This window comes from Bradyrhizobium sp. USDA 10063 (genome assembly GCF_054063735.1).
In genome coordinates this window covers 1,050,215-1,064,421 of the sequence record NZ_JBSSGP010000002.1, presented here as the reverse complement: position 1 = coordinate 1,064,421, position 14,207 = coordinate 1,050,215, and the positions used below count along the sequence as shown (strand labels likewise).

General features: G+C 63.8%; 11 protein-coding genes and 1 pseudogene. 9 read left to right on the top strand and 3 right to left on the bottom strand.

All coding sequences use genetic code 11. The features are described from left to right. Positions 1 to 605 precede the first annotated feature (605 nt). The 9 genes and pseudogenes from ACVJGD_RS06905 to ACVJGD_RS06865 all read left to right on the top strand — a co-directional run. Positions 606 to 1,532, top strand: a complete 927-nt coding sequence (locus tag ACVJGD_RS06905) for a septal ring lytic transglycosylase RlpA family protein (protein ID WP_456633644.1) — start codon at positions 606 to 608, stop codon at positions 1,530 to 1,532. Positions 1,533 to 1,772: 240 nt separating this feature from the next. Further along, on the top strand, positions 1,773 to 3,032 hold the full coding sequence (locus ACVJGD_RS06900) for a D-alanyl-D-alanine carboxypeptidase family protein (RefSeq protein ID WP_456633643.1): 1,260 nt from the start codon (positions 1,773 to 1,775) through the stop codon (positions 3,030 to 3,032). Between the two features lies 1 nt (position 3,033). Beyond that, positions 3,034 to 3,720, top strand: a complete 687-nt coding sequence (gene tmk, locus ACVJGD_RS06895) for a dTMP kinase (RefSeq protein ID WP_456640200.1) — start codon at positions 3,034 to 3,036, stop codon at positions 3,718 to 3,720. Further along, positions 3,717 to 4,757 (top strand): DNA polymerase III subunit delta', encoded by a 1,041-nt coding sequence (locus ACVJGD_RS06890; protein ID WP_456633642.1) that lies wholly within the window; start codon positions 3,717 to 3,719, stop codon positions 4,755 to 4,757. Before tmk ends, ACVJGD_RS06890 begins: the two co-directional genes overlap by 4 nt. A gap of 56 nt (positions 4,758 to 4,813) precedes the next feature. After that, positions 4,814 to 6,811, top strand: a complete 1,998-nt coding sequence (gene metG / locus ACVJGD_RS06885; RefSeq protein WP_456633641.1) for a methionine--tRNA ligase — start codon at positions 4,814 to 4,816, stop codon at positions 6,809 to 6,811. Positions 6,812 to 6,825: 14 nt separating this feature from the next. Then, on the top strand, positions 6,826 to 7,617 hold the full coding sequence (locus ACVJGD_RS06880; RefSeq protein WP_456640199.1) for a TatD family hydrolase: 792 nt from the start codon (positions 6,826 to 6,828) through the stop codon (positions 7,615 to 7,617). Continuing rightward, positions 7,614 to 8,420 (top strand): MBL fold metallo-hydrolase, encoded by an 807-nt coding sequence (locus ACVJGD_RS06875; protein ID WP_456633640.1) that lies wholly within the window; start codon positions 7,614 to 7,616, stop codon positions 8,418 to 8,420. The genes ACVJGD_RS06880 and ACVJGD_RS06875 overlap by 4 nt, the downstream gene beginning before the upstream one ends. Positions 8,421 to 8,513: 93 nt before the next feature. Then, a complete protein-coding gene (locus ACVJGD_RS06870) occupies positions 8,514 to 8,939 on the top strand; it encodes a hypothetical protein (RefSeq protein ID WP_456633639.1) in 426 nt (141 codons plus the stop codon). Between the two features lie 39 nt (positions 8,940 to 8,978). Then, positions 8,979 to 9,122 (top strand): annotated as a pseudogene (locus ACVJGD_RS06865) (Tn3 family transposase); the annotation flags it as partial. Positions 9,123 to 9,192: 70 nt separating this feature from the next. On the opposite strand, the gene ACVJGD_RS06860 reads toward ACVJGD_RS06865, so the two are convergent. From ACVJGD_RS06860 to ACVJGD_RS06850, 3 genes are read right to left on the bottom strand one after another with little or no spacing between them, the layout of a single operon-like run. Further along, positions 9,193 to 10,842 (bottom strand): acyl-CoA synthetase, encoded by a 1,650-nt coding sequence (locus ACVJGD_RS06860; protein ID WP_456633638.1) that lies wholly within the window; start codon positions 10,840 to 10,842, stop codon positions 9,193 to 9,195. A gap of 27 nt (positions 10,843 to 10,869) precedes the next feature. Then, complete coding sequence (locus ACVJGD_RS06855) at positions 10,870 to 12,768, bottom strand: TRAP transporter large permease (RefSeq protein WP_456633637.1); 1,899 nt, start codon at positions 12,766 to 12,768, stop codon at positions 10,870 to 10,872. Between the two features lie 45 nt (positions 12,769 to 12,813). After that, positions 12,814 to 13,833, bottom strand: a complete 1,020-nt coding sequence (locus ACVJGD_RS06850) for a TRAP transporter substrate-binding protein (protein ID WP_456633636.1) — start codon at positions 13,831 to 13,833, stop codon at positions 12,814 to 12,816. Positions 13,834 to 14,207: the final 374 nt, after the last annotated feature.

Here is a 14,207-nt window from a genome sequence, read left to right as displayed (position 1 = left end):
AAGGCCAGCAGGCTCGAGCACAGCAGCACGAAGCTTGCTGCTGTGAGCGTCAGGAATCCGTCGGAGACCAAGTCGTGTTTGCGCATGATGCACCTGCTACACTCCGATGCTCGTCCGAATCTATTAAAGCTTTACGAACATGCCTTTCGAGAAAGAGGTGATGCGTCTTTCCGTTTCGCGTTGGGCTTACGCCCGGGTGCGAAAACCCTCATAGGCATGGGCCAGAAAGATCCCCGCGCTCACCAGGCCCATCACCGCCGTAACCGTCTCGATCATTTCAGAACTTCCTTTGCGCCCCCTGCGCACGGGGGAGAGAACGACCGTGGCCTTGCACAGTCAAAAGAATCCTGCGGGCAAGGCTGCGATCGGCCGTGAGGTGATGATTTGCTGCAACAGATGTCTGAAGCTGGGACAGCTTGCGCCCGTAGAATGCCGGGGAGGGCGCAACTGACAATTTACCACGGTACGGCTCTCCCCATTTCCGCCGTGTTCCGGTTGCGATATCTTCACGTTCTGATGCGGAGGTGGGCCGCATCGTGGGGATCAGTGACGCGAAGGGGGCCTCGAAAGTGGGCGCGCGTCCGACAGCGTGGTAGTTGGGGTCAATGGGGAAGCGGCGGCAATATCCGATTCGGGCGATGGCGCGGAGCGCGGCTGCGGTCGCAACCTGCCTTGTGCTCGCCAACTGCGCCTCCTCGAACAAGTTCGCGAGCCGCGTCGATCCGAAATACGGCGTTTCCGCAAGCCCGCGCGTGGTCGCCTTCGGCGAACCGGTGCCGAAGGGCGGCGGGACCTATCGGATCGGCAAGCCCTACATGGTGGCCGGACGCATGTATGTGCCCGAGGAAGATGCCAACTACCGCGCGGAGGGACTCGCCTCCTGGTATGGCGATGACTTCCACGGCCGGCTGACCGCCAACGGCGAAGTGTTCGACATGACCTCGCTGACCGCCGCCCATCCGACGCTGCCGATGCCCTGCTATGCGCGGGTGACGAATTTGCGGAACGGCAAGTCGCTGATCGTGCGCGTCAACGATCGCGGCCCTTATCACGGGAACCGCCTCATCGACGTCTCGAACAAGGCCGCCGAACTGCTTGAATTCAAAGGCAATGGCGTCGCCCGCGTCCGCGTCGAATATGTCGGGCGAGCGCCGCTCGAAGGCTCCGACGACCGCCAGTTGATGGCGACGCTGCGGACCGGCGCTCCCGCACCGTCGCCGTCCACGGTCCGGGTCGCCTCGGCCAGGCCGTTCGTGCCGGATATGTCGTCCTCGGCCGGCCGGATCCGCGGTGAGGTTCCATTGCCGGAGGGACGGCCCTATTCGCTGGGCAACACGTCGGCGGATTACGCCTCGGTCAATGCGACCTCGGAAATGTCCGCCTCCGGCCGTGGGCGAGGGCGGGGCACCGAGAATATGCGCCAAGTGTCGTATGACGCCGATGGCAGCTACGCGACTGGCACCCGCTCGGCCTATGTCCCGATCGACCCGCGCGGCCCGGCGGAAGTGCTGAGCGGCCGCGGGCTGTACTGAATCAAGCACTTCACGCGCTTATCTGAGAAACCTGATCAGCGCCGGCTGCAGCTTCGAGCCCCAAAGGCGCACGCGTTTCCGCCGTCTTTGCCGGATTTGCTTCAGGAAACCGGCGCGGTTTGCGGGATAGGATCATTTTCACTGCGGAAGAGGCGCGCCGGCGTCTAGCCTTGCGGCCAAAACCTCAGTTGTTTGCGATACTTCCAACTGGTAGAAGGCCACCGTTTCAGGACATCGCCGATGATCGCTGTTTCTCGATCCGCTTTCCTGGCGCGCCGGCCCCGGTATTTGCCTTGGCGCGCGGTGACGGCGGCTGCCGTCGCGCTTGCGATCGGCTGCGGCACCGCGGTCTATGCCGCCAACAACAGCGTGCAGGGCGCCAAGAAGGAAGAGGGCGGCTTCGACGGCGACGCGCCGACCGCGATCCTGATCGAGGCGTCCTCGGGCAGCGTGCTGTTCGAGAAGAATGCCGACGAGCTCCGCGCGCCCTCCAGCATGATGAAGCTGATGACGGCGGAAGTCGTCTTCAATGCGCTGAAGAAGGGCGAGATCAAGCCGACCGACGAATACCGGATCAGCGAGTACGCCTGGCGACGGGGCGGGGCGCCCTCCGGCAGCTCGACGATGTTCGCCGCCATCAACAGCAAGGTCTCGGTCGACGACCTCCTGCATGGGGCGATCATCCAGAGCGGCAATGACGCCTGCATCGCGCTCGCCGAAGGCATCGCCGGCAACGAGCGCGACTTCGCGTCGAACGTCATGACCAAGCGTGCCCGCGAACTTGGGCTGACCAAGTCGACCTTCGCCAATTCCAACGGCCTGCCCGACCCCGGCAACAAGATGACCGTTCGCGAGCTCGGCAAGCTGGCGCGCTACATCATCCTGACCTATCCCGACATGTATAAACTGTTCGGCGAGAAGGAATTCACCTGGAACAAGATCCGCCAGTTGAACCGCAATCCGCTGCTGAACGCGCTGAACGGCGCCGACGGCCTCAAGACCGGCTACACCAAGGAAGGCGGCTACGGCATGGTCGGCTCGGCCGTGCAGAACGACACACGGCTGATCGTGGTGGTCAACGGGCTGGAGGACGCCGACGACCGCGCGAGCGAAGCCAAGAAGATGCTGGAATGGGGCTTCCGCAGTTTCGAGACCCGCACGCTGATCGCCGCCAACCAGACCATTGGCTACGCCAGGGTGTTCGGCGGGGAAAGCCGCTCGGTGAAGCTGACGAGCCCGGAACCGATCAAGGTGATGGTGTCGAAGAACGGCAACGAGCGGCTGCTCGCGCGCGTGGTCTATAACGGCCCGGTTCGGGCGCCGATCGCAGCCGGGCAGCAGGTCGGCGTCGTCAAGGTCTGGCGCAGCGGCAATCTTGCCGTGGAGACACCGGTCTATGCAGCGGAAGCGGTCGGTACGGGATCGACCATACGTCGGGCGCTCGATGGCGCCCAGGAGTTGGTTATTGGCACGTTCCGCGCGGGCGTCGAGAAGCTCTGACATGGCTGATGCTACGGTCAAGCGACCACCCTTGCGCGGGCGCTTCATCACGTTCGAAGGCGGCGAGGGGTCCGGAAAATCCACCCAGATCCGGCGGCTCGCCGAGCGGCTGGACGCTGCCAGGCTGCGCGCCATCGTCACCCGCGAGCCCGGCGGCTCGCCCGGCGCGGAGATCATCCGCCATCTTTTGCTGTCGGGCATGGGCAAGCTGCTCGGGCCGGATGCCGAGACGCTGCTGTTCGCGGCCGCGCGCGACGACCATGTCCACTCCGTGATCCTGCCGGCGCTGGACCAGGGCATCTGGGTGCTGTGCGATCGCTTCTTCGACTCCACGCGGGTCTATCAGGGCCGGCTCGGGCAGGTGCCGCCCGGTCTCGTCAACGCCATGCAGCGCGTCACCATCGGCGACCTCAAGCCGGATCTCACCTTCATCCTCGACGTGCCCGTGGAGGTCGGCCTGAAGCGGGCCGCGGCACGCCGCGGCAACGCGGCGCCCGATCGGTTCGAGTCCGAGGACATCCAGTTTCACCAGGATCTGCGCGCGGCCTACAAACAGCTTGCGGCCGAAGACCCGGAACGCTGCGTACTGATCAACGCGAACGCCGATGCCGACAAGGTGGCCAAACGCATCTGGACGGCACTGCGCAAGCACCTCCACGCCGCCTTTCCGGCCGCGAGCACGGCATGAGCGCGCGCAAGGTCGAACAGGAGATCGCGGTCCGGCATCCGCGCGAGACGCCCGATTTCTTCGGGCATCGCGAGGCGGAGGCGGCCCTGCTCGCCGCCTATCGCTCGGGCCGGATTCCGCACGCCTGGCTGATCGGCGGCGCTGGTGGCATCGGCAAGGCGACGCTGGCCTACCGCATGGCGCGCTTCGTGCTGGCGCACCGCGATCCGCTCGGGTCGGCCGTGCAGCAGGCCGAGACGCTGGCGGTCGATCCGCAGGATCCGGTGGCACGGCAGGTCGCGGCCGGCGCCCATGGCGGGCTCCTGGTGCTGGAGCGCGGGCTCAACGACCGCGGCGTGCTGCGGACGGTGATCACGGTCGATGAAACCCGCGAGACCATCTCGTTCTTCGGCTCGACCGCGGCGGTCGAGGGCTGGCGGGTGTGCATTGTGGACACTGTCGACGAGCTCAACCCGAATGCGGCCAATGCGCTCTTGAAGATTCTCGAGGAGCCGCCGCAGCAATCGCTGTTCCTGCTGGTCAGCCACGCGCCGTCGCGGGTGCTGCCGACGATCCTGTCCCGCTGTCGCAAATTGCTGCTCAGGCCGCTTGATGCCGACGATGTGATCCGCGCCGCTTCCGCGGCCGCTGAACTGGCGGGCGACGATCCGGCGTTGCTCGAGACCGCTGCGGCGGCGGAGGGCAGCGTGGCGCGGGCGCTGAACCTGCTTGGCGGCGACGCGCTGAAGCTGCAGCAGAAGACCGCGGCGCTGCTTGCGACATTGCCGCAGGTCGATCCGCGCGAGCTTCATGCGCTCGGGGATGCGCTCGGCCTGAGCGATCGCGTCGCGCTTGCGGCCTTCATCGAGGGCGTCGAACGCTGGATCAGCGAAAAGCTGCGCACGGGCGATCCCAATGCCAACCTGCCGCGCCTTGCACGGCTGGCGGAGGTATGGGAAAAGATCGTCCTCGCCGCGCGCGATACCGAATCCTACAACCTGGAACGCAAGCCGCTGGTGTTCTCGGTGTTTTCGATGCTCGCGGAAGCCGTGCGGTAATCCGCCGTTTCACCAATCCCGATCATTTTCGCTTGAACGTGTCTAAGGAATTCGTTGTGGCCCGGAAAGCTTCGAAGAAGAAAAAGACGAAGAAGGCAGCACGCCGCGCCGCCGAGGCCGCGGTGAAGACGCGCGCGAAAAAGAAGAAGGCCCCTGCGAAGAAGGCGAAAAAGACGGTCAAGAAGGCTGTGAAGAAAGCTGCCAAGAAGAAGGCTGCTAAGAAATCGGCTGTCAAGAAAGCCGCGGGCAAGAAGGCAACAGCCAAGAAAGCGATTGCCAAGAGCAAGAAGACCACAAAAAAATCGGCGGGGAAGGCGGCGAAAAAGACTGCGCCCAAAAAGGAGACTGCGCCGAAGAAGGAGATTCCAGCTCCCGAGCAGGTCAGCCCGCCTGCGCCCGTGGACACAGCACCGGTAGCGAAGAAGAAGCCGACTCCGAAACCAAAGCCGAAGCCGGCGCGACCCGCTCCCGCCGCCCAACCGACGCCTGCGCCGGCATCGACCGGTCGCGGCAACCTGTTCTACATCACGACTGCCATCGCCTACCCGAACGGGCAGCCGCATATCGGCCACGCCTATGAGGCGATCGCGACCGATGCGCTGGCGCGCTTCCAACGGCTCGACGGCAAGGACGTGTTCTTCCTGACCGGCACCGACGAGCACGGCCAGAAGATGATCCAGACCGCGCAGAGCGAGGGACTGACGCCGTCCGAACTCGCCACCCGCAACGCCGCCCGGTTCAAGGAGATGGACGAGCGGTTGAACGTCTCGTTCGATCGCTTCATCCGCACCTCCGAACCGGCGCATCACCGCTCGGTGCAGGCGATCTGGGATCGCATGCAGGAGAATGGCGACATCTATATCGACACCTATGCCGGCTGGTATTCGGTGCGCGACGAGGCCTATTACGCCGAGGACGAGACCGTCGTCGGCGAGGACAATGTCCGCCGCGGACCGCAGGGCACGCCGGTCGAATGGGTCGAGGAGAAGAGCTACTTCTTCAAGCTGTCCGCCTATCAGGACAAGCTGCTTCATCTCTACGAGAGCCAGCCCGATTTCATCGGGCCGGATTCGCGCCGCAATGAAGTCATGAGCTTCGTCAGGAGCGGGCTGAAGGATCTCTCGATCTCCCGCACCACCTTCGACTGGGGCGTCAAGGTGCCCAACGATCCCGAACACGTGATGTACGTTTGGGTCGACGCGCTCACCAACTACATCACGGGCGTCGGCTATCCCGATGAGAACGATGCGAACTGGCGCTATTGGCCGGCGGACGTGCACATCATCGGCAAGGACATCATCCGCTTCCACGCGGTGTACTGGCCGGCTTTCCTGATGTCGGCCGGCATCCCCGTGCAGAAGCGCGTCTATGCCCACGGCTTCCTGTTCAGCAGGGGCGAGAAGATGTCGAAGTCGGTCGGCAATGTCGTCGATCCCTTCAACCTCGCAGATCAGTACGGCGTCGATCAGATGCGCTATTTCTTCCTGCGCGAAGTGCCGTTCGGGCAGGACGGCAATTACAGCCATGAGGCCATCGTCGCGCGCATCAATGCCGACCTCGCCAACGATCTTGGCAATCTGGCGCAGCGCTCGCTGTCGATGATCGCCAAGCAGCTCGGCGGCGTGCTGCCGGAGCCCGGCGAGTTCTCGGACAACGACAAGGCGATCCTGGCGCAGGCAGATAGCATGCTCGAAGCGTCGCGAAATGCGATGGCGACCCAGCAGATCCACCAGTGGCTGAACGCGGTGTGGGCCGTGGTGGCCGAAGCCAACCGCTATTTCGCGGGCGAGGCGCCGTGGGCGCTGGCCAAGACCGATCCAGCCAGGCAGAAGACGGTGCTGTATGTGACTGCGGAAGTCGTACGCCAGATCGCGATCCTGACGCAACCGGTGATGCCGGACGCCTCGGCCAAGCTGCTCGATAGCCTCGGCATCCCCACGGATGATAAGAGGTCGCGCGAATTCGCGGCACTTGGTGAGCGGCTCAAACCTGGCGTTCAACTCCCGCCGCCGGTCGGCGTGTTCCCGCGCTACGTCGAACCAAAGGCCGATTGAGCGATTGGAAGGACATGCTGGTCGACAGCCATTGCCACCTGGATTTTCCGGATTTTGCCGAGGATCTCGACGCCATCGTCGCGCGGGCCGAGAGCGCGGGCGTCGGGCGCATGGTCACGATCTCGACCCGGGTTCGGCGGCTCGATGCGCTGCTTAAGATCGCCGAGCGTTTCCCGAACGTCTATTGCTCGGTCGGCACCCATCCGCATGAGGCCGACAAGGAAGACGGCATTCCGCCGGCCGAACTGATCGCGCTGACCAGGCATCCGAAGGTGGTCGCGCTCGGCGAAGCCGGGCTTGACTATTTCTACCAGCATGGTTCGCGCCAGGCGCAGGAGCGCGGCTTTCGCGCGCATATCGCCGCTGCGCGCTCGACCGGTCTGCCGCTCGTGATCCATACCCGCGAGGCGGACGAGGATTGCGGCCGCATCCTGGAAGACGAGGTGGCAAAGGGGCCGTTCAAGGCGGTGCTGCATTGCTACACCGGCGGGCGCGAGCTGGCGATGAAGGCAATTGCGCTTGGCCTGTCGATCTCGTTCACGGGCATCCTGACCTTCAAGAAATCGGAGGCGTTGCGGGCGCTGGCGGCAGAACTGCCTGACGATCGCATCATGGTCGAGACCGACTCGCCGTATCTTGCGCCCGGCAAATTCCGCGGCAAGCGCAACGAGCCGTCTTACGTGGTCGAGGTCGCAAAGGTCCTCGCCGAGACGCGCGGGGTTTCGCTGGAGGAGATCTCGCGGCAGACCACCGAAAACTTCTTCCGGCTGTTCTCGAAAGTGCCGGCTCCGAAAGAGGCGGCATGACGATAACGCTGACGATTTTGGGCTGCGGCTCTTCCGCCGGCGTGCCGCGCCCGGCACTCGGCTGGGGCGCCTGCGATCCGAACAATCCGAAGAACCGCCGCCGCCGCTGCTCGCTGCTGGTCGAGCGCAACGGCGCGCACGGCACCACGCGGATCGTGATCGACACGTCGCCCGACCTGCGCGAACAGTTGATCGATGCCAATGTCGATCACATCGACGCGGTGTATCTGACCCATGAACATGCCGACCAGACCCACGGCATCGATGATCTCCGCTCGGTCGTGATGCACCAGCGCCGGCGCATTCCGGTCTACTTCAACCAGTCGACCGCCAAGGACATCATGGCGCGGTTCTCCTATTGCTTCATCTCGCCCGAGGGCAGCGACTATCCGCCGATCCTGACGCGTCATTCGATCGAGGCGGGCGAGAACCACACCACCGAAGGGAAGGGCGGTCCGGTCAAGCTTTCCGCCTTCCTGGTTCAGCACGGCAAGATTCCCGCGCTCGGTTTTCGCGTCGGGGGCGCCGCCTACACGCCCGATCTCCACGACATTCCCGAGACGAGCTGGCCGGCCCTGGAGAACCTCGATCTCTGGATCGTCGACGGATTGCGCTATGCGACGCATTCCAGCCATTTCAGCGTGGCCGATGCGCTGTCATGGATCGACCGCTTCAAGCCGAAGCGCGCGGTGATCACCAACATGCATGCCGACCTCGATTACGAGGTGCTCCGCCAAAGCCTGCCCGCCGGCGTCGTGCCGGGATATGATGGGATGCGGCTGGTGTTGGATAAGGCCGGTTGAGCCGAGCCCTCAACAAGTCGTCCGGCAGTTGAGCATAGATTGAGCATCGCTCCTGTGGTTTATTGCTACCACCAAATGACAGCGGATTGCACGATGGCAGATAACTCCTTCAGACGGACTTTGGCGCTTGGCATCGTTGCTGCCGTACTCCCGGCAGGGCCTCAAGCAGCTTCTGCGGCCTCGCCATGCCGAGGCGTTGATACGCAGCTTACCAAACAGCGCAAATCCGAATACGCCAAACTGGTCGCCCAGAGCCTGACCGCGAAAGTCAATCCATCAGATATTAGTGTCCTGAAATTCATGAAAGCGGGCACATGGACAGTGGTTTACGCCGACGTTCCGATCGCCGATCCCGGCTTCTTCTTCTTTGATGCGTCGAGTGGGGCACCAAAGTTTAAGACGGTTTGGGGCGGCGCGGCGGAAGTGGGCGAAGGTCCCAAAATCGCGAAGTGGGCCCGAGAATTAGGAGCGAACACAGAAATCGCTTCTTGCTTTGCAGACGCTACATTCAATCAATAACGCTTGCGATCAGCACCCTGGGCCATCATCATCTTCTAGAACACCATGAAATTGGGTGAAGTCGTCGCCGCCAGTTGGAAACGCGAAGGAACACCGCTGTCACCCGATCTCCTCGCCTATCTCTCTCCGCTCGGCTGGGAACACATCGACCTCACAGGCGAATATCGTTGGCCAAAGCCTTAGCGTAGAATTCCGCCCCGTCCCGCAAACGATCCCTTATTGGGTCCCGGCTCAAGGCGGGGACGACGAAGAACTACGCCGAGATCGCCTTTGCCGATCCGACCTGATCGCGCAGCATGAATTTCTGGATCTTGCCGGTCGAGGTCTTCGGAATCGGGCCGAACACGATTGCCTTCGGGGTCTTGAAGCCGGACATCTGCTCGCGGCAGAAGGCGATGATCTCAGCTTCGGTGGCGCTTGCGCCTTGCTTCAGCTCGATGAAGGCGCAGGGCACTTCGCCCCATTTCGGATCGGGCTTTGCGACCACCGCCGCAAACAGCACCGCGGGATGTTTGTAGAGGATGTCCTCGACCTCGACCGAGGAGACGTTCTCGCCGCCGGAGATGATGATGTCCTTGGAGCGATCCTTGATGATGACATAGCCGTGCTCGTCGAGCACGCCGAGATCGCCGGTGTGGAACCAGCCGCCGGCGAAGGCTTCCTGCGTCGCCTTCTCGTTCTTCAGATAGCCCTTCATCACGATGTTGCCGCGGAACATCACTTCGCCGATGGTCTCGCCGTCGCGCGGCACGGGCTGCATCGTCTTGGGATCGAGCACGGTGACGGCCTCTTCGAGCGGGTAGGGCACGCCCTGCCGCCGCTTCATCTGCGCGCGCTGTGCGGCGGGCAATTCGTCCCAGCCGGGCTGCTCGGCGCAGACGGAGGCGGGGCCGTAGACCTCGGTCAGGCCGTAGACATGGGTGAGCTTGATGCCGATCCGCTCGGCGCCTTCGAGTACGGCGACCGGGGGAGCAGCGCCGGCGATCAACCCGATCACGGGCCTTGCGTGCGCGCCCTTCGGCGCGTCCGGCGCATTGATCAGAACGTTGTAGACGATCGGCGCGCCGCACATGTGGGTGACGCCGTGCTGCGCGATCAGCTCGAAGATCCTGGTGGGCTCGACCTTGCGGAGGCAGACGTTGACGCCGGCCGCGGCAGCGACGGTCCATGGGAAGCACCAGCCGTTGCAGTGGAACATCGGCAGTGTCCAGAGATAGACCGGATGCTGGCCGAGATTGCCGGCCAGGATGTTGCTGACGGCATTGAGATAGGCGCCGCGGTGATGCGTCACCACGCCCTTCGGGTTGCCCGTGGTGCCCGACGTGTAGCTCAGCGCGATCGCGTCCCATTCGTCGTCGGGCCGACGCTCGACAAAATTGGGATCGCCCAGTTCAAGCGCTGCTTCATATTCGATCTCGCCGATGCGCTGGCCACCGCCGAATGATGCGTCATCGACGTCGATCACGAAGGGTTTTGGCCCTTTCATCTGCGCCAGCGCGTCGGCAATGACGCCGGCGAATTCGGGATCGACCACGATGATCCTGGCGCCGCCATGATCGAGCTGGAACGCAATCGACGGCGCGTCGAGCCGGATGTTCAACGTATTCAGCACCGCGCCGGTCATCGGCACCGCGAAATGCAGTTCGTTCATTGCCGGGATGTTCGGCAGCATTGCCGCAACGGTGTCGCCGACCCCGATGCCGCGGCTGGCGAGATAGGACGCGAAGCGCCGGCAGCGATCATAGGTCTCGGCCCAGGTGAAGCTGCGGCCTTCATAGACCGTGCTGAGATGGTCGGGATAGATGGCGGCCGAACGCGCCAGGAAGCTGAGCGGCGTCAGCGGCACGTAGTTGGCCGGCGTCTTGTCCAATCCGATATCGTACTGGTTCTGGGCTGCGCTCATGGCTCGATCCCATTAAAGATTAAGAACTCACAGGAACCCGATGGAAATCCACGGGAAGATCGCGACGATGATCAGACCAACCATCAGCGCCAGAAGATAGCCCCAGATCGGCCGGATGCCTTGCGCCGGATCGACGCGCCCGATGGCGCAGGCGGCATAATAGCCGACGCCGAAGGGCGGCGCGAACAATCCGACGCCCATCGCCAGGATGATGATCATGGCATAGTGCACCTCATGGACGCCGACGGCGCGCGCAATCGGAAACAACAGCGGCCCGAACAGCACGATCGCAGGTATCCCTTCGAGCACGCTGCCGAGGATCACGAATGCTAGGATCGACACCGCGATGAAGCTCGCCGAGCCGCCGGGCAGGCCGGTCATGGCCGCGGCGAGCGCCCGGGAGAAGCCGGACTGGGTGAGCCCCCAGGCCATCCCGGTCGCCGTGCCGATGATCAGGAGGATCGCGCCGGACAGGCAAGCCGTCTCGACCAGCATTGGCACGAGTCGCCGCCAGTCGAGATTGCGGTAGATCAAGAGGCCATAGATGAAGAAGCCGACGATGAAGGCATAGACGATGCCGATCGTGGAGACTTCCGTCGCCGTGGCGATGCCCTCGACAACGGCGTAGCGGATCACGAAAGGCAGCGCGAGCGCGGGCAGGGCAATGATGAGCGCCCGCAAAATCTCGCCGCCGCTCGCCCTCCTGACGTGCTGCAGATCCTCCTTGCGGTAGCGCCACCAGACCAGCATTGACAGCGTGATCGCCAGCACGACGCCGGGCAGCAGGCCCCCGGTGAACAGCGCGGCAATCGAGACGCCGGTGACCGAGCCGATGGTGATCAGCACGAGGCTCGGCGGGATGGTTTCCGTCTGGGCGCCGGTAGCCGCGAGCAGGGCGACGAGATCGCCGGGGCGGGCGCCGCGCGCCTTCATCTCCGGAAACAGGACCGGCGCGACGGCCGCCATGTCGGCGGCCTTGGAGCCGGAAATGCCCGAGACCAGGTACATCGCGCCGACCAGCACATAGTGAAGCCCGCCGCGGACATGGCCGAGCAGGCTCGCCAGGAATGCGACCATCGCCCGCGCCATGCCGGTCATCTCGATCAGAAGCCCCAGGAACACGAACAGCGGCACCGACAGCAGGATCAGGTGGCTCATGCCCTCGTCCATGCGGCCGACCAGCACCATCAGCGGCGTAGATGTGGTCAGCGCCAGATAGCCGTAGGTCGCGAGCCCGAAGGCGAACGCGATCGGCACGCCGGCAAAGACCGAGAAGCCGGTGACGCCGACAAAGAAGATGATGAGATTGAGATTGCCGAGCGGCCGCAAGGTGCCCTTCAGCAGCCAGAACACGGCGATCACCGCCGCCACCGACACGATTGCGGCGCTCACGGTGCGGATATTGGCAGCGCGCGCGAGCCGCAGCAGCGCGAACAGCGCCATCAGGCCGATTCCGGTCGGCAGCGCCGCCGCCCGCCAGCTATTGAGGATCTGCAGCGCCGGCGTCGTGATGTAGCTTTCCTCGTAGGCGTATTCGTAGGCCGGCCAGGCAATCAAGAGCAGGAACGCCAGGGCCGCGGCGGTCGCGACGAGATCGAGATAGGCCCGCATCGGCGGACGCGCATTGGCGACGATCGCCGTCATCCGCATATGCTCGGCGCGGCGGAACGCAACCGCAGCGCCAAGCATCGCCAGCCACAGGAACAGGATCGAGGCCAGTTCGTCGGACCAGATCAGCGGGCTGTGCAGCACATAACGCGCGACCACGCCGGCGAACAGGATCACGATCTCGGCCACGACCAGCAGCGCGGCCGGGATCTCCACCAGCCATCCGAGGGCCCGTTCGACCGACTCCGTGAACGAACGGCGGCGAGGGGGGTGATCCGCCTCGCCGGCCATGATCTCGCTCAGTTCGGCATGAGCCATGACGGCCCCCTGCACTAGAGATTATTGTGTTGGCGTGCAGCGTGCTTACGACAGCTTGCCGACGGACTTCTCCAGGAGCTCCCAGGCCTGGTCGCCATACTTGCCCTTCCATTCGGCGTAGAAGCCCGCAGCGCGCAGCTTGTCACGGAACGGCGTGATGGTCGGCTGGTTGAAGGCGAGGCCCTTGCCGGCCAGTTCCTGCTGCAGATTGGCGTTCAGCTTGGCGACGTCGGCGCGCTCGTTGACGGCGGCCGCGTTGACGTTCTTGGCGACGACGGTCTTGACGTCTTCCGGCAGTTTCTCCCAGGCGCGGCGGTTGGCCAGGAACCAGAAGCCGTCCCACATGTGGTTGGTCAGCGAGCAGAACTTCTGCACCTCGTACAGCTTGGCGGTCGAGATGATCGCCAGCGGGTTCTCCTGGCCCTCGACGATCTTGGTCTGCAGCGCCGAATAGACCTCGCTGAAATTGATCGAGGCGGGGGCGGCGTCGAACGCCTTGAACATCGAGGTCCACAAGGGCGAAACCGGCACGCGGATCTTGAAGCCTTTATAATCCTCCGGACCGTTGATCGGCTTGGTCGAGGACGTGGTCTGGCGGAACCCGTTGTCCCAGATCTTTTCCATTACCTCGAGGCCGGCCTTCTTGATCTCGCCGCGGACGTAGGCGCCGAGCCCGCCGTCCATGGCCTTCCAGACCGTGTCATAGTCCGGGAACGCGAAGCCGATGCCGTTGATGGACGCCGCCGGCACCAGCGTCGACAGGATCAGGCCGGATAGCGTGAAGAACTCGACGCCGCCGGAGCGGATCTGGCTCAGCACGTCGGTATCGGAACCGAGCTGGTTGTTGGGAAAAACCTGCAGGTCGAACCGGCCATTGGTCTCGGTCTTGATCGCCGCCGCCATTTCGCGGGCGCGGACGTTCATGGGATGGCTGTCCGGCAGGTTGTTGGCGTATTTGTACGTGAACTCGGCCGTCTGCGCGCGGGCCACCCATGGCGCGCCAAGGCCGCCCAGAACGGCCGAGGCAGCCGAAGCCTTCAGTAGCGCGCGTCGTGAAAAGCTCATCTGGTTTTCTCCCTTTAGCGAGGCTTGTTGTTGTCGGTGCCGCGGGGTCGGCAAGCGATCTCGCCGGCGCTTATTGCAGCGTCTGGAGCCCACGGCAATATCGGCTTTGAGACAGGGCGGCGGTCGGCTGGATGCTCACATGCGGACGGGCCGATACGGTCACTCAGGATCGCGTGACGGCAGGCTTCGGGCTGACGCCCAGATCGGCATTTCTATGAGGAAGCTCGCCTAAATATTTGATCTGATTGTAGATAAAAATGTTCCATAATATACCTTATGCGAATTCGATAATGACCAGATTCAGCGGCTATTGTCGTCTCTGGTTGAATCTGAGTCGTTCGCGCGAGCCTGAGCACGAGGCCCTTCTGCTCCGC